The 16,161-nt window shown below is 70.1% G+C and carries 14 protein-coding genes and 2 pseudogenes; 5 read left to right on the top strand and 11 right to left on the bottom strand.

Going from position 1 to position 16,161, the window contains the following annotated elements; translation table 11 throughout:
- The first annotated feature begins 72 nt into the window (after positions 1-72).
- Positions 73-3,111, top strand: a complete 3,039-nt coding sequence (locus tag ACY34I_RS28090) for an AMP-binding protein (RefSeq protein ID WP_462758041.1) — start codon at positions 73-75, stop codon at positions 3,109-3,111.
- 139 nt (positions 3,112-3,250) lie between these two features.
- Here ACY34I_RS28090 and ACY34I_RS28085 read toward each other — a convergent pair whose 3' ends face one another.
- The 5 genes from ACY34I_RS28085 to ACY34I_RS28065 all read right to left on the bottom strand — a co-directional run bounded on the left by ACY34I_RS28085 (position 3,251) and on the right by ACY34I_RS28065 (position 6,432).
- Positions 3,251-3,529 carry an Imm32 family immunity protein gene (locus ACY34I_RS28085; protein ID WP_462758040.1) on the bottom strand — a complete coding sequence of 93 codons (279 nt, stop codon included), beginning with the start codon at positions 3,527-3,529 and terminating at the stop codon, positions 3,251-3,253.
- Between the two features lie 30 nt (positions 3,530-3,559).
- On the bottom strand, positions 3,560-4,012 hold the full coding sequence (locus ACY34I_RS28080) for an integrase (RefSeq protein WP_462758039.1): 453 nt from the start codon (positions 4,010-4,012) through the stop codon (positions 3,560-3,562).
- A 4-nt stretch (positions 4,013-4,016) separates the two neighbouring features.
- Positions 4,017-5,243, bottom strand: coding sequence for a hypothetical protein (locus ACY34I_RS28075; protein WP_462758038.1), 1,227 nt, complete (start codon positions 5,241-5,243; stop codon positions 4,017-4,019).
- Between the two features lie 121 nt (positions 5,244-5,364).
- Positions 5,365-5,508: a hypothetical protein gene (locus tag ACY34I_RS28070; protein WP_462758037.1), complete on the bottom strand. Its 144-nt coding sequence runs from the start codon at positions 5,506-5,508 to the stop codon at positions 5,365-5,367.
- A 117-nt stretch (positions 5,509-5,625) separates the two neighbouring features.
- Positions 5,626-6,432 (bottom strand): TROVE domain-containing protein, encoded by an 807-nt coding sequence (locus ACY34I_RS28065; protein ID WP_462758036.1) that lies wholly within the window; start codon positions 6,430-6,432, stop codon positions 5,626-5,628.
- Between the two features lie 142 nt (positions 6,433-6,574).
- Between ACY34I_RS28065 and ACY34I_RS28060 the strand changes: the two genes are divergently transcribed.
- A complete protein-coding gene (locus tag ACY34I_RS28060; RefSeq protein ID WP_462758035.1) occupies positions 6,575-8,536 on the top strand; it encodes a zinc ribbon domain-containing protein in 1,962 nt (653 codons plus the stop codon).
- 1,007 nt (positions 8,537-9,543) lie between these two features.
- Here the strand turns inward: ACY34I_RS28060 and ACY34I_RS28055 are convergent.
- The 3 genes from ACY34I_RS28055 to ACY34I_RS28045 all read right to left on the bottom strand — a co-directional run bounded on the left by ACY34I_RS28055 (position 9,544) and on the right by ACY34I_RS28045 (position 12,735).
- The gene (locus tag ACY34I_RS28055; RefSeq protein ID WP_462758034.1) at positions 9,544-10,449 is read right to left on the bottom strand and encodes a carbohydrate ABC transporter permease; all 906 of its coding nucleotides are present in this window, start codon (positions 10,447-10,449) and stop codon (positions 9,544-9,546) included.
- Positions 10,446-11,288 carry a carbohydrate ABC transporter permease gene (locus ACY34I_RS28050; RefSeq protein ID WP_462758079.1) on the bottom strand — a complete coding sequence of 281 codons (843 nt, stop codon included), beginning with the start codon at positions 11,286-11,288 and terminating at the stop codon, positions 10,446-10,448. Before ACY34I_RS28050 ends, ACY34I_RS28055 begins: the two co-directional genes overlap by 4 nt.
- A 181-nt stretch (positions 11,289-11,469) precedes the next feature.
- The gene (locus tag ACY34I_RS28045; protein WP_462758033.1) at positions 11,470-12,735 is read right to left on the bottom strand and encodes an ABC transporter substrate-binding protein; all 1,266 of its coding nucleotides are present in this window, start codon (positions 12,733-12,735) and stop codon (positions 11,470-11,472) included.
- Between the two features lie 208 nt (positions 12,736-12,943).
- Here ACY34I_RS28045 and ACY34I_RS28040 point away from each other — a divergent pair, with 208 nt between their 5' ends.
- The 3 genes from ACY34I_RS28040 (at position 12,944) to ACY34I_RS28030 (ending at position 15,136) form a co-directional block, all read left to right on the top strand.
- A complete protein-coding gene (locus ACY34I_RS28040) occupies positions 12,944-14,176 on the top strand; it encodes an ROK family protein (protein ID WP_462758032.1) in 1,233 nt (410 codons plus the stop codon).
- A gap of 153 nt (positions 14,177-14,329) precedes the next feature.
- Positions 14,330-14,836, top strand: coding sequence for a MarR family winged helix-turn-helix transcriptional regulator (locus tag ACY34I_RS28035; RefSeq protein WP_462758030.1), 507 nt, complete (start codon positions 14,330-14,332; stop codon positions 14,834-14,836).
- 126 nt (positions 14,837-14,962) lie between these two features.
- Positions 14,963-15,136, top strand: coding sequence for a hypothetical protein (locus ACY34I_RS28030; protein ID WP_462758028.1), 174 nt, complete (start codon positions 14,963-14,965; stop codon positions 15,134-15,136).
- A 10-nt stretch (positions 15,137-15,146) separates the two neighbouring features.
- On the opposite strand, the gene ACY34I_RS28025 is transcribed toward ACY34I_RS28030, so the two are convergent.
- The 3 genes and pseudogenes from ACY34I_RS28025 to ACY34I_RS28015 form a co-directional block, all read right to left on the bottom strand.
- Positions 15,147-15,302 carry a hypothetical protein gene (locus tag ACY34I_RS28025; RefSeq protein ID WP_462758078.1) on the bottom strand — a complete coding sequence of 52 codons (156 nt, stop codon included), beginning with the start codon at positions 15,300-15,302 and terminating at the stop codon, positions 15,147-15,149.
- 211 nt (positions 15,303-15,513) lie between these two features.
- Positions 15,514-15,768: pseudogene (locus ACY34I_RS28020) on the bottom strand (glycoside hydrolase family 15 protein); the annotation flags it as partial.
- Positions 15,769-15,820: 52 nt separating this feature from the next.
- Positions 15,821-16,054 (bottom strand): annotated as a pseudogene (locus ACY34I_RS28015) (trehalase-like domain-containing protein); the annotation flags it as partial.
- Between the last annotated feature and the right edge of the window lie 107 nt (positions 16,055-16,161).

Genomic DNA, 16,161 nt, shown 5'->3' with positions numbered 1-16,161 from the left:
GGCCCTGTCGATTCCCCTATTCACGGTCTGATTCGGTTCTGGCCGTGCCACCGGCCGCATCGGAGGTAGGCGTTGGACAGCCCGTACGCGCTGGGCGAACGGATCGAACGAGTCATCGAGAACCAGGTCCTGCGCCGGCCGCACGCCACGGCTCTGCAGCAGGGCGACCGGGAGATGACCTACCAGTCGCTGTGGCATCAGGCATCGGCCGCCGGCAAGGCGCTTGCCGATGCCGGGGTCGCGCACGGCGACATCGTCGCCGTGCACCTGGAGCGAACGCCGGAACGGGTGGCGGTATTCCTCGGCGTGCTGTTGGCCGGTGCGGCATATCTGCCGTTGGACACGAGGTGGCCGCGGGATCGGGTCGACGACGTGGTGACTCGCAGCGGTGTCTCGCTCGTCGTCACCGACGACGAGCGCCGGTTCACCCGGCCACGGCTGGCCTGTCTCGGACCCGACGTGCTGAGCGGCCCGCCCGGGCCGCCGTCCGTTCGACTGTCCGACGGCACGGTTCCGGCCTGTGTCTTCTACACGTCGGGCTCGACCGGCCGCCCGAAGGGCGTACTGTCGCCGCATCGCGGAGCGTGCCGCCTCCTCGTCAACTGCCCGACGATTCCACTGGATCCGACGACCGTGCTGCTGCAGGCCGCCCCCGTGCCCTGGGACATGCACTCGTTCGAACTCTGGGGGGCGCTGCTCAACGGCGGGCGCTGCGTTCTGATGGACCGCGACCAGATCGCGCTGGACGCCGAGGCCCTCCGGGCGGCGATCGGCCGGGGGGTGAACACCCTGTGGCTGACCAGCTCTCTGTGCAACGTGTTCGCCGACGAGTGCCCCGAGGTCTTCCGCGACATCCGCCTGCTGGCCATCGGCGGGGAACGCGCTTCGGCGCCTCATCTGCGCCGCATCCTGGACGCCGCGCCCGAATTGCAGCTCGTGAACACTTACGGACCGGCCGAGTGTTCGATGGCGGCCACCAGCCACATCGTCCGGCGCGCCGACGTCACCGGCGGATCGAACGACGTGCCGATCGGCCGGCCGGTGCCGCGCACCGAAGTGATGCTTCTCGACGGCAGCGGCGAGATTGCACTGGCCGGTGACGGGCTGGCCCTCGGTTATCTCAACGAGCCCGAGGAGACGGCCCGCCGGTTCTTCCACCGGGGCCAGACCCGGTACTACCGCACGGGTGACATCGGCGAACTTGATCCCGACGGGAGGCTGCGATACCGCGGCCGCGTCGACCGGCAGTTCAAGATTCGGGGGGTTCGGGTCGAACCCGGCGAGGTGGAGGCGGTGCTGCGATCGTTTCCCTCCATCGCAGCGTGCAGTGTGCTGCTGGTGCCGAGACGGTCCGGCGGCACCGAGGTCGCCTGCGCCTACACCTCGGTCGATGGCCGGCCCCTCGACGTAACGCGGTTACGCGCCTACGCCGGCCGCCACCTGCTGGATCCGATGATCCCGACCAGATTCCTTCAGGTCGATCGCATGCCGTTGACGGCGAACGGCAAGGTGGACTTCGCGGAGTTGCGGCGCCTCAGCGACACCGAGTCTCCCGCCGTCAACGGCGCGGGCCCGGCGGACTCGCTCCTGGCCGAGGTGCGGGGCCTGCTCGGCCTGCCCGGTTTGACGATGGACGACGACCTGTTGGAGGGCGGAGCGAGCTCGCTGGAGGCGATCCGGCTGGCGGCCCGTCTGACCACCAGGCGCGGTGCTCGCTGCACAGTGGCGGACGTCTATCGTGGTCGATCACTTCGCGGCATCCTGGACGCGCTGGACGGCCGCGCCGAGCCAGCGACGTCGCCCCTGCTCGCGCAGAAGCTCACCGACGCGGTCCCGCTCTCCCACGCCCAAACGCGGTTCTGGCTGGCGGAGCAGACGGCACCCGGCGAGGCGGACAACATGCTCGTGTTGGCGTATCTGCTGACCGGGCCGCTCCGAACCGCCGTGCTGAAGCAGGCGCTCCGCGACGTCGTCGCCCGCAATCCGGTGTTGCGTACCGTGTGTGCCTGGGAGGATGACGGCCCGGTCCAACGGGTGCTGCCCATCGATGCTAGTGGGTTCGTGGTGGAGGAGGTGCCCGTCCGGGAGCCGGCCGGCACCCTCCAGGCCATTGCGGAACACGCGACGGCCGACTGGTGGAGCAGGCCGTTTTCCCTGGAGGATGAGATCCCGTTCCGGGCCCGGCTGGGCCGCATCGACGACCAGCGGCATCTGCTCTGTTTCCACATCCATCACGCTGCGTTTGACGGGTGGTCGGAGTCCGTGCTCATGGCGGAGCTGGCAACGGCCTACGGGGGTCGGCTCGACGGCCGGGACGGCCCGCCGCCCAACCCGATTGACTACCGGCAGTACGCGGTCTGGGAGCGGGAGAACCTGCAGCGGTGGCGACCGACTGACGTCTCCTACTGGCGGCAGGTCCTTTCCGGAACGCCAGAACCGCTCCTGCCGCGCCCGGCCGGTCGGGGCGAGGCCCCGCGCCGTGAGTTAGAGCTGAGCGTGCCGGCCAGCACCGTCGCAGCCCTGCGCCGGGCCGCCGCGACACAGGGCGGGCCACCGGTCGCCGCCCTGTTGGCCGCCACGGCGAGGGCGCTGGCGACCGTGTTCAAAGTCGGCGACCTCTGCCTGGGCACCGTAACCGCAGGCAGGTTCGATGCCGCCTTGGAGCAGACCCTGGGCTACTTCGTCAACCCACTCCCGGTGCTGGTTCGCGGTGCGGTGGACAACGCGCCTGCCGCACTGCTGAACCAGGTGGTCGATCGCACGGTCGCAGCCCTGGCACACGCGAGGACCCCCTTCGACGAACTGGTGAGAGAGCTCCGGCCCGACCGCTCGCGGCATCCCTGGTTTCAGGTCTGGTCGGTCCTACAGGCCGAGAGCCGACCCATTCGGATGAGTGGGCCGATCACCGCCGAGCGGGTACGGGTGCGGCCACCCACCACCGCCATCGAGCTGATGTTCGAGGCCTTTCCCCAGCCGGATGGTTCGTGGCTGCTGGTGGTCCTGTGGCGGGCGGACGGAATCGACGACGACAGGGCCTCGACCCTGCTGATCGAGATAAAGGCCGCGCTCGAGCTGCTCGCGGCGTCGGCACCTGGCCCGGTTCTCACATGATCCGCTGCTGTCGCCCAGCCGCACGATCGAGCGGTGCGGCGGCGTCTTCGACGGCATCCGGGGCACCAAGTTCGGCCCCGCCTCCCGGTACCGGATCGAGCTTCAGCGATAGGGTCAGTCCGTGTCCAGCCGCGATGGGCTACCTCCGGTTGCTGCGCGGATCGCGGGCGAGCATGAGGGAGGCAGACCCGAGGTCCAGGGGATTGATGCCCGCGTCGAGATGGATGTGGGCTCCCGAAGGCGCTCGCGCGTCGGACAGGGCCAGGCAGATACGCGCGAGGTCTCGAAGGCCGGCGGGATCACCGAAGATCTCTACCGCTCCTCCGAGGATCTCGACGGTGATCGTGCCGCCTTCGGCAGGTGCCACGACCCCGACGGCCGGATCGTACGCAGGGACAGAAAGCGAGATCTCGGTCATCGCACCAGTGTCCGACATCTTCGTGAGTCCCTAACTGCAAGCCGATGTGCGGAGGACCGTCATTCGTCGATGACGACGTTCGTAGGCGCGGATCACTCGCAGCGTGGGATCCGCGCCCTCCGGCGTGCGGAGCCGATCGGTCAGCATGAGATCGGGCAACGTGAACCCGTCATGCTCGTGCTCGGACAGTACGAACGTTCCGCCCCGCCGCTCAGGCTCCCATCCGTGCTGCAGGGCGTAGCTGATGACGGCTCGCACGTCGCCCGACGTCGGGTAGGCGCCGTCGGTCGCGCATGCTCCCCATGGTGCCGGCCAGGTGATTGACAGCAGATCCGCCTGGACTGGCTGGCTCGTCTTTCCCGCGCCCCAGACCCGTAGCCGAATGCACCGGTGGCAGTCACCGCTGCCCTGCACGTGATGGATCTCCGCGCGCCACACGAAGGTGCGCGCATCGATTCGCAGCTGCCGGAGTCGAGTCCGCACGTGATCACCTCGCGGTCGATCCTTCCCGATCCGCAGTCGGCAGCCAAGGCATTTGCGCGAGGATCAGTGCTTTGGCGCGTTGCAGGGCAGCGATGGTGTGGTCGATGGCCGTGGGATCGAGTGTGGCCCCACCGTCGCCGTTGACGACTTGCAGGTAGGCGGTGGGCGGTTCCGGCCGTCCGCTGATGCTGATGTCGATGGTGCCGAGGGTGTTGCCCGTCGCGAAGGGGATGCTGCCGACGGGGCCGCCGTGCGCCAGGTGGTTCCCGGGTCGCCGAGCTTCGATGATCTCGCTCTTGCTGTGGCCCTGGCACCAGTGATGGCGGTGCGGGCACGGGAACAAGGGCTCCCCGTTGCGAGTTTCCCCGCCGCTTGGCCCCTGCTGCGCTGCCGGGTCAGCGGGGAGTTGAGCGGTGTGGATGAGCTGGCTGAGGTGACGGGCGAGGGTACGGGCCTCCGCCGGAGTGAGTTGCAGTTCGGTTCGCTCGGAGCGGACGAGGTGCACGGCCCCGACAGTTGATCTGTAGTGGTGGGCGACGACGACTTCGAGCTGTTCCGGGTGACCCTTCACGGCCCGTTCGAGCAGCAGATCGATGACGCCTTCCCCGTCCGGGAGCAGGTCGCCCTGGTGCACCCGGTCCTCGTAGCAGTCGTCGGGCTGGTGACGGGTGATGCACCAGTCCGGGCAGGCGGTCTGCAACCAGAACGGCGCTCCGGTTGCGGCATCGCCGGCCGGGATCGGCTCCTCGGCTCGTGCCGCGGCGAGGACAAGCAGGTCGGCCAGCATTCCGGCCTCCGGTACCCGGCAGGTGGCCCAGGCTTCGGCGAGCTCCGGATCCCGGTACAGGCACACGGTGGGCAGGACGTCCCGCAACGGCTGCACGAGCCGCAGGGTCAGATACGCCGGCTCCCACCGCTGTGCCGGCGGCAGATCCGTACCTCGATCGACAGCCTCGGCCAGCGACAGCCGCATCATGACCTCGGCACCCACGTGACGACGGTCGACGAGCGGATCTTCCTCGAAGTGACCCTGTACGCACCAGGCCGGCTCGACATCCTCACCCTGGGCAGGCTGGCTCTCGGCAGAGTCAACCGAGTCGTCTTCGACACCGGGGCGCACCAGAGCCAGGCTCGACCAATCGGTGGTTTCCGCACCATCGCCGGCCGCCGGATGAGAAGCAGTCTCGGCATCTGGTGGTGCGGACAGGTCGGAGAGCGGATGCGAGGCCATTGTCGAACTCCTCTTCGCGGCACGGCGACCATCTGTCAGGGACAGGCGAGCGCCAGTGTCAGGGGAAGACGAGCAGCCACGGCGGACCCGGTGTGTGCCCCGGGCTATCGGGCGGCGCGAATCAGAAGGGCCACCGCTGCTGCGAGCCGGCCTCGATGAGCGGGATCATCGCGAACGCGGCGTCGGACAGGCCGCCGAAGGTGTGCCGGTTGCCGGCGGTCGGGGCGTGCCCGACCCGGTAGCCGGCCAGGTTCCACGTGTACACCGGAACGTCCGCAGGCACCCGGGCCGTGACGTCCGCGCCGCGCCGTGCCAGTGCGCCTGCTCGTCGGTGAGGATCACCACCCGGTCGTGCCCGTCGTAGTGCTCGCGGACCGCCCGTTCAGTCGCGGTGCCGCTGCCGAAGAACCAGCCGCCCTCCTTGAAGCGGCGGACCGCCGCCAGCACGGACTCGCCGTCGACGCCGGGGAACACCCTGTTCTCGTCGGAGAAGGACACCACGGTCGCGTCCTGCGCGCGGGCGGCCAGCGCGAGGCCGAACACCGTGGCCGCGTCCCAGCAGCGCAGGGTGCCGTCCTTGCTGAACGCGCTGTGCATCGACCCCGACGTGTCGATCAGGATCAGGGTACGCCCGTCCAGGGCGGGCCACGTTCGTCAGCGCGTGCTGCAGCGCCCGCTCCAGTGGCGCCGCCCACCGCGAGCTCGCCGCGTTGTACGCCGACAGGAAGCGCATCGGCAGCACTCGTGACGTGGCAACCTCGCCCGGGTCGGACAGCTTGGCGGCCACCGCCTCGGCGACGCTGTCCGCGACCCCCGCCTGGTCGAAGTTGCGCAGGTTGCGCAGCAGGGCCAGGTAGCCCATGGTGGGGATCACCCCCTCCCAGGCGGCGGCGTCCATCGTGGTCTGCCGCCAGCCGGCGAGCGCCTCCCAGGTCATGCCGGCCGCGCGCAACACCGCCGGGTCGGTGATCTCCCGGCGCTGCATGACCGGGAGCGCCATGAGCTCCGCCCGCGCGGCGAGCATGGTCAGCGACGCCGGCAGCGGGTTGTCCCGCCGGTGGCGGCGGTCCAGGGCGTGCCGGAACAGGTCACCCTGCCGCTCGTCCCTGGCGACCGGGTGGGTCAGATCGATGACGTCGCCGAAGCGTACGGCGCTGCCGTCGGAGTCGTACTTGAGCAGGCTGACCAACTTGATTAGGGATCGTCGGTGATCCTAGGTTAGCCGTGTGGACGGTGGCGTCTCGCTTTGGGGCTGGTTCGGGGGAGATTCCGGTGAGGTGGGCCGTTCGTGGTCGCGGGTTCTCCTGGATCGATGTTGAGGCGATGAGCCGGTGAGCGGAAAGCTGTCGCTGGCCGAGGGCGAGGCCTCCCGTACCGCTTGCGCCCGCACGTTGCTCCGATCAGCGGTGGACGAGGAGAGCGGTGAGGTTCTGTCGCAGGCGGTGCTGGCGCAGCGTGTTGGCTGGTGTGCCGATCTGGTGGCGGGGATGGTCTCCGGGTTGTTGGCGGAGCGTTGGAATGCGGGCGGTGTGGAGGTGCTCGCCTCCGGTGTGGACGCCGGCGGCCGGAAGCTCCCATCGAATGCGTGGATGGCGTTGCGGCGCTTGGGCTGGGCCGCTACTGCTCCGGTGGGTGTGAGGGTCAATGACCGGATCGTGCGCATGGCGCAGGAGCAGGCGGGGCGGGCACTTCGTTCGGCGTCGTGGCGTGCTGATCTGACCGCCGGGGTGCTGGCCACATGGCCGGCCGATCCGCGCCAGCGCACCCCGCAGGAGTGGGAGCAGGTACGCAAGGCGGTTCCGGGCGGGGAGCATCTACCGTCCAGCATTATCAAGTCCCGCACGCGGCAGGCCGCGAAGTTCGTTGCCGTCAATGGCCGGCTGCCGGTGGACGTGTTCGAACTGGAAGGCGTCCCAATGGTCGCGCGGATGCTGTTGCTGGCCGCGTGTGACCGGCAGCAGGCCAGCATCGAACGCAGCGACACCGACCCTGCGAGGGTGTTGCTGCGGTTGCAGCTTCCCACCCGCCCCGATCCGCGGGCGTATCGGGATTGGACGTGGGTGGCCTGTCCGATCATCCTGCCGCCCACGGTCCCCGCGGGCGCGGTGCTGCACCTGCCCACCCTGCGCGTGGCCGGCCGGCAGGTACGCGCCGATGTCGCGTACACGCACGCTGTGCCGAAGGTCCGGCGCGTCGGGCACACGGTCGCGGTCGGTGTGGACTGGGGGCTGAACACTCTCCTGAGCGCGGGGGCCCTGCGACTGCAGGAGGATGGGCGGATCACGGCGTTGGGGGCCGGTGGCCAGTTCCGGGCCGCCGGGGTCCTCGCGAAACAGCACCGCCTCCGGCGGCTGTCCGAGCGGTTGCACGCCAAAGCCGACCACTACCAACGCCTCGCCGGCGGCAACGAGCGGCATCAACTCGTCGGCAGGCACGAGGTGCTGCGCGACGAGATCCGGCACGTCTCCGACCGCCGCTCCAACCTGAACGCCGCGCTCGCGTGGGCTGCCGCCCGCTGGGCCGTGGATCAGGCGATCGCCGCCCGGGCGACCGTCATCTACGTCGAAGACCTGCGGTCGTTGGAAGCACGGGGTATGGGCGCCACCCTGAACACGCGGCTGTCGCAGCAGGTGCGCGGGAAGATCGTCGACCGGATGCGGCACCTCGCCGCCGAGACCGGTATCGCCGTGGTCACCACGCCTGCCCGGAACACCTCCAAGCACTGCCCGCAGTGCCTGACACCGCTACGGCATCGCAAGGCCCCCGATCGCCTCATGGTGGCGGGTTGGAAGTGGGCTGTCTGCCCCCACCAGTCCTGCCGCTGGCAGGGCGACCGCGACCAGGGCGCCTGGCGGCGCATCGCCGCCCGCGGCCTGACCCATCAGGCCAAGACCGTCATCGACAAGACCAGCGGGCACATGGTCATCCGCGCCGTGGTCGACAAACTCGAAGCCGCAGCCGTCGTCACGAAGAGCCACCGGGCCGACCGGTCGAAGGCCGGCCCCACCCGGCGCAAGCCATCACGCCCCGCGCCCAGGCGACGCGGGGCGCCCTCCCCCACCCGGCCTCACAGCCGGGCGGGTAAGCGTCCGGAGGGACACGCACCAACGGACCGGAGGCTGCCCCGCGCAGCCCACCGACACCAAGGCGTGAACACGATCAGCACACCCACCACCGGCCACCGGCCACGAGGAGCCGCGTTGGGCGCGGGATTCCACTTCCACGCCCACGCGACCCCACCACGGTGGGAAACGATCCCGGAAACCCAATCCGACTCAGGATCACTAAGCTGATTATAGACGCTCCGCTCGTGGTACAGCCGCACGGCCGCGTCGGCGATGCCCCGCTTGACCGGCTTGGGCAGCCGCCGGCCGTACCGCCGCAGCCAGTAGGCGAGCGCCTCGCCCGGCTCGTCCGCGCGCTGCAGCGCCGAGTCCACCACGGACCGGGAACCGGGGATGCCCGCGGCGACCTGGGCGCGGGCGCCCTCGAGGGCGGCCACGACGGACGCCGAACGCAGCATCGCGCCGGTGCGCAGCCACGGTACGAAGCGCGCGAACCATTCGGGGTCGGCGACCGCGACCACGGCGACCAGTTCCCGGAACCGTTCGTCCCGGGCGGCGGCACCCTCGTAGAAGGTGTCCTCGCCGACCATGTTCGCCGCGCCCAGCAGGAACAGTTCGGTACGCGGCTCGCGGGTGAACCCCGGCGCGCCCTCCGCAGTGGTCAGCTCGTAGTCCGCTTCGTGCCGGTTGGCGCGCAGCTTGAGGTTGAACTTGCCCATCCCGTCCCCGTTTCGGTCGAGCGGGCGGACGTGCCCGCACCGCACGCCCGAGATCGGAGTCGGCGACGGACCGTCCGCCGCTCTGTCCGATTGAGCTATCCCACCCGAGGGTGTTCGGGGGACTCGAACCCCCAACCTGCGGATCCCAGAAGTAACCGTCACCTACGCACCGGGCGTGTGGCGTGGTGGCGCCCGCCGAGATCAGAGTCGGCGACGGATGGACTCTTCACCGGGGCCGTAGCCCCTCCAAGGATGTAACCGTCACCTTCGCACCGGCAGGTGCGGCATGACCGTAGCGGCGGCAAGGCCGGTCGGGCAACGGGATTTGCCGTGTTGTGATCATGGGCTGTGCTGGGGCCGGCGAAGGGGTGGGCGCTGCCCGAGACCAGGGATGGCGACGGACGTTTGTCGAAGAAGTAACCGTCACCTTCGCACCGGGAAGCGCACGGCGACGATAGCCGTGGCGACCCGGCGCGGCAAGGGGTTTTGCCGGCCTCCCGGTGCGTCGACGTCCGCTCAGCTCTTGACCGAGCCGGCCATGAGACCGCCGATGAACCAGCGCCCCAGCACGATGTACACGAGCAGGGTCGGCAGTGACGTGATGAGTGCCCCCGCCATCGAGGCCGCGTAGTCCGGGGACTGGGCACCGGCCAGCGCGTTCAGCGCGATGGTGATGGGTCCGTTGCGGGTGTTCGACATGAAGATGGCGAACAGGTAGTCGTTCCAGGCCGAGGTGAACTGCCAGATGATCGTCACCACGAAGCCGGGCGCCGACAGCGGCAGGATCACCGAAGCGAACGTCCGCAGCATCCCGGCCCCGTCGACCCGGCTCGCCTCGATGAGCTCGACCGGCACGGTCGTGGCGTAGTAGTTGCGGAAGATCAGCGTGCAGATCGGGATGCCGTACACGCAGTGGACGAACACCAGCGTCGGGATGCCCGGCGGCAGTCCGATCTCCTGCACGATCTGCCGCAGCGGGATCATGACCGCCTGGTAGGGGATGAACATGCCGAACAGGATGAGCGTGAACACCACGTCGGCGCCCGGGAACCGCCACCGCGACAGCACGAAGCCGTTGGCGGCGCCCAGCGCCGAGGAGATGAGCGCCACCGGGATCGCCAGCTCGAACGTGCGGATGAACGACGGCCGCAGCGCGGTCCACGCCTTTTCCCAGGAGGCGAACGTCCACTCCGTCGGCAGGTTCCACTGGCCGTTGACGCCGATCTCCCGCCCCGACTTCAGGCTGGTGACCAGCAGGACGTACGCGGGCATCAGCACGATGACCAGGAAGACGACCAGCAGCGCGTACGTCGCGGCGCGGCCCGCCGGAGAGCGGCGGTTGGCTCCACCGCGTGGCCGGCGGGCCAGCGGCTTGCTGGTGACCGACGCCTGCGGCGCGGGCGTGACGGTGCTGGCGCTCATGAACGACGCTCCACCCGGTTGTTGTAGATGAGGTAGGGCACGATCACCACGGCGATGAGCAGCAGCAGGATGATCGAGATCGCGGCGGCTTTCGCGTAGTCGCTGGTGAGCAACGTCTGCCAGACGTAGACCGCGGGGACCTCGGTGATCCACTGGGCGCCCGAGACCGACATGATGAGGTCGAACATCTTCATCGACATGTGACCGAGAATGATCATGGCCGAGAGGGCGGTCGGCGTCAGCTGCGGGAAGATCACGTGCCGGTACAGCTGGTAGGTGCTCGCCCCGTCCATCGCCGCCGCCTCGCGCAGCTCGGCCGGGATGCCGCGGAACCCGGACAGGAACAGCGCCATCACGTAGCCCGCAAGCTGCCAGATCGCCGGCAGCGCCATGGCTGCCATGCCCCAGTCGGGGTCGGTCCACCACGGGTTCTCCAGGAAGCCCAGGTGCAGGTCGTGGAAGATCCGGTTGAGGCCGCCGGCCTGGTCGCCCGTGCCGGAGTTCATCAGCCAGCGCCACACCACACCCGACGCGACGAACGACACCGCCATCGGGAACAGGTACACGGCGCGGAAGAACCCTTCCCCGCGTACACCCCGTTCCAGCAGGAACGCCCACAGCACGCCCATGAGCAGGGCCCCGACCATGAACACGACGGTGAAGATCAGCAGGTTCTTCAGCGAGTGCGTGAACCGGCCGTTGATGTCCTCGGTGAACAGGGCGACGAAGTTGGACAACCCGACGAAGCCCTTGTTGCCCAAGGCGTCGTGCTCGTCGGACAACGACAGCTTCGCGGTCCAGCCGATCAGCCCGTAGACGAAGACGGCCAGCACGATCAGCGACGGGGAGAGCAGCAGCAGGCCCGGCAACCAGCGGCGTATCCTGGCCCGCCGTGCCCCGGGGCTCGGTCTCGGTCGGGTCGGTGGCGGCGTCGATGTTGCGGTTGTCGTGGTCACCGGTCCTCCCTCAGGGACGCGCGTTGGGACAGGTCAGGGACCTGTCCCAACGCGGCCGTCGGTTCTACTTGCCCGCGTACTGCTTCGCGGCAGCGACGAGCGCACTCTGCAGCGCGGCGACGTCACCGTCGCTGGAGAACTTGCCCTGCGCCGAGGCGACCGCGCCCTGCCAACCCTGCGAGCAGGCCGAGCCGTGCGGGCACGACGGGACGGGCTTGCCCTTGGCCCAGTCGGCGATCGCGGCCTGCTGGTAGGCGGGGTAGTCCGTGGCGTTGGCATCGGTCCGGGCCGGGATCGACCCCTTCTTGGTGTTGAAGGCCTTCTGCCCGGCGGCGCTGCCCAGCGTCTTCAGCCAGCACTTGGTGCCCTCGGGGTTCTTCGCGTTCTTGGGCAGCACGAACGAGTCGGCCAGCCACTGGTAGGCGTCGCCGTTACCGGGGAAGACCGAGTAGTTGTAGTCCTTGAAACCCTTCGCGTCGAGGTCCGCGGCCTCCCAGTCACCCATCAGCTGGTAGGCGGCCTTGCCCTCCATGACGAGCTTCTCAGCGTCGGTCCAGTCGAAGGTGTCGCGGTCCTTGTTGGAGTACGACAGCAGCTTCTTGTAGTCGTTGATGGCGTCGGTGATGTCCGCGCCCGCCCAGTCGGTCTGGCCGGTCCAGAGGCCGCTGAACTTCTCCGGCCCCAGCTTCGAGATCAGCACCGCCTCGAAGAGCATCTGCTGCGTCCAGTCCTTGCCGAGCGCGAGCGGCGTCGCCACGCCCTTGGCCTTGAGCGTGTCAAGCTGGGTGAAGAACTCCGGCAGCGTCGTCGCCGGGGCCGTGATGCCGGCCTTGCCCAGCACGGACTTGTTCCCCCACAGCACATTGGCGCGGTGGATGTTGGCCGGCACAGAGTAGATCTTGCCGTCGACGGTCAGGCTGTCGACGAGCCCCTTCGGGAACGCCGAGTCCAGGCCCCACTCCTTGTACTGCGCGCTGAGGTCCTCGATCTGACCGGCCTTGATGTAGTCGGACAACTCGGCGCCGGCGTGGGCCTGGAACGTGTCCGGCGGGTCGCTCTGCTGCAGCCGTGAGGCCAGGACCTGCTTGGCGTTGGATCCGGCACCGCCGGCGACCGCGCCGTTGACGAACTCGTACTGCGCGCAGTCGGTCTTGAACTGGGCGACCAGGCCGTCCAGGCCGGCCTTCTCGCCGCCGTCGGCCCACCAGGTGAACACCTCGACCTTCTTGCTGCCGGCTCCGCCGTCGCCGTCGTCGGCGCCGCAGCCGCTCGCCAGCAGGGTGAGCGCCATGCCGGCCGCGGCAACGGCGGTGCGTGTGCGCGAGCGCATACGTCCTCCATCAGGGTTCTTGTGGGGTGTCGGGATGTGATGGAACATGTTCAAGCTTGGTAGAAAGGTCTACTGTGACCCTCGCGCCCACACCCAAGTTGTGTCAACTATTGGCAATCAAGTTGTGATCTGTCGGCAATACCCCGCCCTGGCCGACCAATTTCGTCCATTCTTGACAGAACTCGGGCGCGCGCAGCAGCATCGCGCCATGGCGACACAGCGGATCGACCCGCGAACCCTGTCGCGTCCCGGCGCTTCGGCCCTTGTGGATCGGGTGGCCAGAACCCTGCGCCTGTACGGGCCCAGCACCCGCGCCGAGCTGGTCGCGCTCAGCGGCCTGTCCCGAACCACCGTCTCCGCCGCCCTCGCCGACCTCGGCGCCGCCGGTCTCGTCGGTGAGCGCACCGGCGCGCAGGGCCGGCCCGGCGGCGGACGGCGGGCCTCGATCGTCCGGCTGACCCGGCGGGCCGGGCTCGCCGCCGGCGTCGACATCGGCCGCCGCCACGTCCGGCTCGCCCTCGCCGACCTCGGGCACGACGTGCTCAGTGAGCACGAGACCCGCACCGGCGTCGACCTCGACGACCGCCCGGACGAGGCACTCGCGGCGGCCGCCGACCTGTTCGACGCCGCGTTGGCCAGCATCGACGCCCGCCGCGACGACGTCGTCGCCGTCGGTCTCGCCGTACCGGCCCCGATCACCCGCGACCGACGTGTCGGCTCTGCACCGATGCTGCCCGGCTGGGCCGACCTGCGTCCGGCCGACACGTTCGCCGACCTGCTCGGCGTGCCCGTCCGGGCCGAGAACGACGCCAACCTCGGCGCGCTCGGCGAGTACGTCTGGGGCGCCGGTCGCGGCTGCACGGACCTCGTCTACGTCAAGCTGGCCACCGGCGTCGGCGCCGGCATTGTGCTGGACGGCCGGCTGTATCGCGGCGCCGCCGGCACGGCCGGGGAACTCGGTCACGTCACCCTCGACGCCAGGGGCGCGGTCTGCCGATGCGGCAACCGTGGCTGCGTCGAGCTCGCCGTCGGCGGCCGGGCGCTGCTCGCCCACGCCCGACAGGCCAAGCCCGAGCTGGCCGACCTCGCCGCGCTCATCGCCGCCGCCCGGCACGGCGACCCCGGCTGCCGCCGGCTCGTCGCCGACGCGGGGACGCAACTCGGCTACGCGCTGGGCAATCTGGTCAACCTCATCAACCCGCAGCGCATCGTCCTCGGCGACGAGCTCGGCGCCGCCACCGACCTGCTGCGCGAGCCGTTGCAGCGCGGCCTCGCCGAGACCGCGTTCGCCGTGGCGGCCGAGGCGGTCGAGGTGGTGCAGAGCGACCTGGCGCTGCGGGCGGCGGCGTACGGCGGAATCGCGCTCGCCCTCGGGGTCGACACCGTTCCGTTCGCCACCCTCCGCACGGCGGAGCCGGCAGACCGATCGGTGACCCGGTAACACGTGTCGCCCCGGTCGACCGCCCACTGAACGAGGTCGGTGGGCCTGGTGCGCAATCCCTGCTGAACACACCGGCTCGCGTCGACCCCGCAGGACTGCGCCGACCCCGAGCGCCTTGGACGGCGAAAGTCGGACGGCTGCGATGATGGCAGCATGCAACCACCCGCCTCGGGGACCGAGCAGGCCGCCGTCGAGGCGCTGATGGCTGCCAGCCGCGCGTTCGTCGGTCTCGCCGCCCGCTCGCTGGCCGGCCTCGACGCCGAGGTCACCCTGCCGCAGTTCCGGGCGCTGGTCGTGCTGGCCGCCCGGGGGCCGCAGCGTGCCGTCGACATCTCCGCCGAACTCCAGGTCGCCGCGTCGACCGGCACCCGGATGTGCGACCGGCTGATCCGCAAGGGTCTGGTCCGTCGGTCCCGCTCCACCAGCGACCGCCGTGTGGTGCGGCTGCGGCTCACCCCCGCCGGGCTGGCCCTGGTGCAGGAGGTGATCCGCCGGCGGCGCGCGGAGCTGTCCCGGATCGTCGCCGCGACCTCCGTCTACTGGCAGCCGCAGGTGACCGAAGCGCTGGCCGCGTTCGCCACCGCCGCCGGCGAGGTGCCCGAGCAGGAGTGGTGGCTGGGCTTCACCACGTCCGACAGCCAGGCGGAAGCCGAAGCCTGACATCCCGCCAGCTGGTGCGCGGGAAGCCCTGGCCCAAGTGCTGGCACAGTGCAATGATGGGAGTATGCAAGCGACGGTGTGACGGCACCGCCGAAGAACGTCACCATCAGTGACGGGAGGCACGCCATGGACCGCGACGGACACCACGAGGTCGCCCGCATCGACGACACGGTCACCCCGGACACCCTGCACGAGCGGGCCGAGCGGGTGGCAGTTCCCGACTTCGACTACCTCACCCAGACCATCGAGGCGGTCGCGGAAGGACTCACCCCCCACCCCGGCCGGGCCGGGCGGGGCTGACCCCCGTCCGCTACGCGGGGGTGCGCTGCTCCGCGGCCGAGGCGGAGGTCCGCGTGCTGGCGCCGCTGAGCTGGCGGGCCGAGTTGACCAGGCCGACCAGGCTGAACGCCTGGGGCGTGTTGCCCAGCTGCCGGCCGCTGACCGGGTCGTACTCCTCGCTGAGCAGGCCGACGTCGTTGCGCAGGTCGAGCAGCCGCTCGAAGATCCGCTGCGCCTCCGCCGCCCGACCGATGTTGTGCAGCGCGTCGACCAGCCAGAACGTGCAGGCCAGGAAGGCACCCCTCGCCGCCGGGCAGGCCGTCGACGTGGTCGTCGTGCTCCGGCCGGTAGCGCAGCAGGAAACCCTCCTGGCACAGCTCCCACTGCACCGCCTCGACGGTGCCGATCACCCGTGGATCGGCCCACGGCAGGAAACCCACCCGGGGGATCAGCAGCAGCGCGGCGTCCAGGCCCCGCGAACCGTAGAACTGGGTGAAGGTGTGGCGGGCCGGGTCGAACCCGCGGGTGCAGACCTCGGCGTGGATGGTGTCGCGGACGTTCCGCCACCGGTCCACCGGCCCGTCGAGGCCGTGCCGCTCGACGGCCGCCACGGCGCGGTCGAAACCAGCCCACGCCATCACCTTCGAGTGCACGAACTGCCGGAGCGGTCCGCGTACCTCCCAGAGACCGTTGTCGGGCTGACGCCCACTCGATCTCCAGGATCAGCGTGTCGTCGCGGTAGCGGCGCCGGGTGGCCGGTTCGCCGGCGGCCGGGGCGAGCCGCCAGCGCCCCGCCTCCTCGTCGGCGAGCAGGGCGGCGAAGCAGGCAGGCGAGTCGAAGCGGGGCAGGCAGAGCCAGTCGATCGACCCGTCCCGGGCCACCAGTGCGGCGGTGTGCAGGTCGCCGAGCAGGGCGTAGTCCTCGATCGGACGCGGCACGGGGACCTCCTACAGCGTGTCTCAATCGTCTGTTGGGTCATAAGACACCGCCCTTCTCGGGCGTCCCTGCCGTCGCGGGTGTTCGTGGCGGCGGGGTTCCTCCGTCG

The organism is Micromonospora sp. RTBAU3-60 (genome assembly GCF_054963695.1).
The sequence above is the reverse complement of the archived record's forward strand: the minus strand, read 5'-3'. Positions and strand labels throughout refer to the sequence as shown.

What these genes read in the sequence shown, in the direction of transcription:
- ACY34I_RS28055 (WP_462758034.1), bottom strand. Translation starts at nt 10,449, where the DNA reads ATGAGCGCCAGCACCGTCACGCCCGCGCCGCAGGCGTCGGTCACCAGC.
- ACY34I_RS28040 (WP_462758032.1), top strand. Translation starts at nt 12,944, where the DNA reads ATGGCGACACAGCGGATCGACCCGCGAACCCTGTCGCGTCCCGGCGCT.
- ACY34I_RS28075 (WP_462758038.1), bottom strand. Translation starts at nt 5,243, where the DNA reads ATGGCCTCGCATCCGCTCTCCGACCTGTCCGCACCACCAGATGCCGAG.
- ACY34I_RS28030 (WP_462758028.1), top strand. Translation starts at nt 14,963, where the DNA reads ATGGACCGCGACGGACACCACGAGGTCGCCCGCATCGACGACACGGTC.
- ACY34I_RS28045 (WP_462758033.1), bottom strand. Translation starts at nt 12,735, where the DNA reads ATGCGCTCGCGCACACGCACCGCCGTTGCCGCGGCCGGCATGGCGCTC.
- ACY34I_RS28035 (WP_462758030.1), top strand. Translation starts at nt 14,330, where the DNA reads ATGCAACCACCCGCCTCGGGGACCGAGCAGGCCGCCGTCGAGGCGCTG.
- ACY34I_RS28085 (WP_462758040.1), bottom strand. Translation starts at nt 3,529, where the DNA reads ATGACCGAGATCTCGCTTTCTGTCCCTGCGTACGATCCGGCCGTCGGG.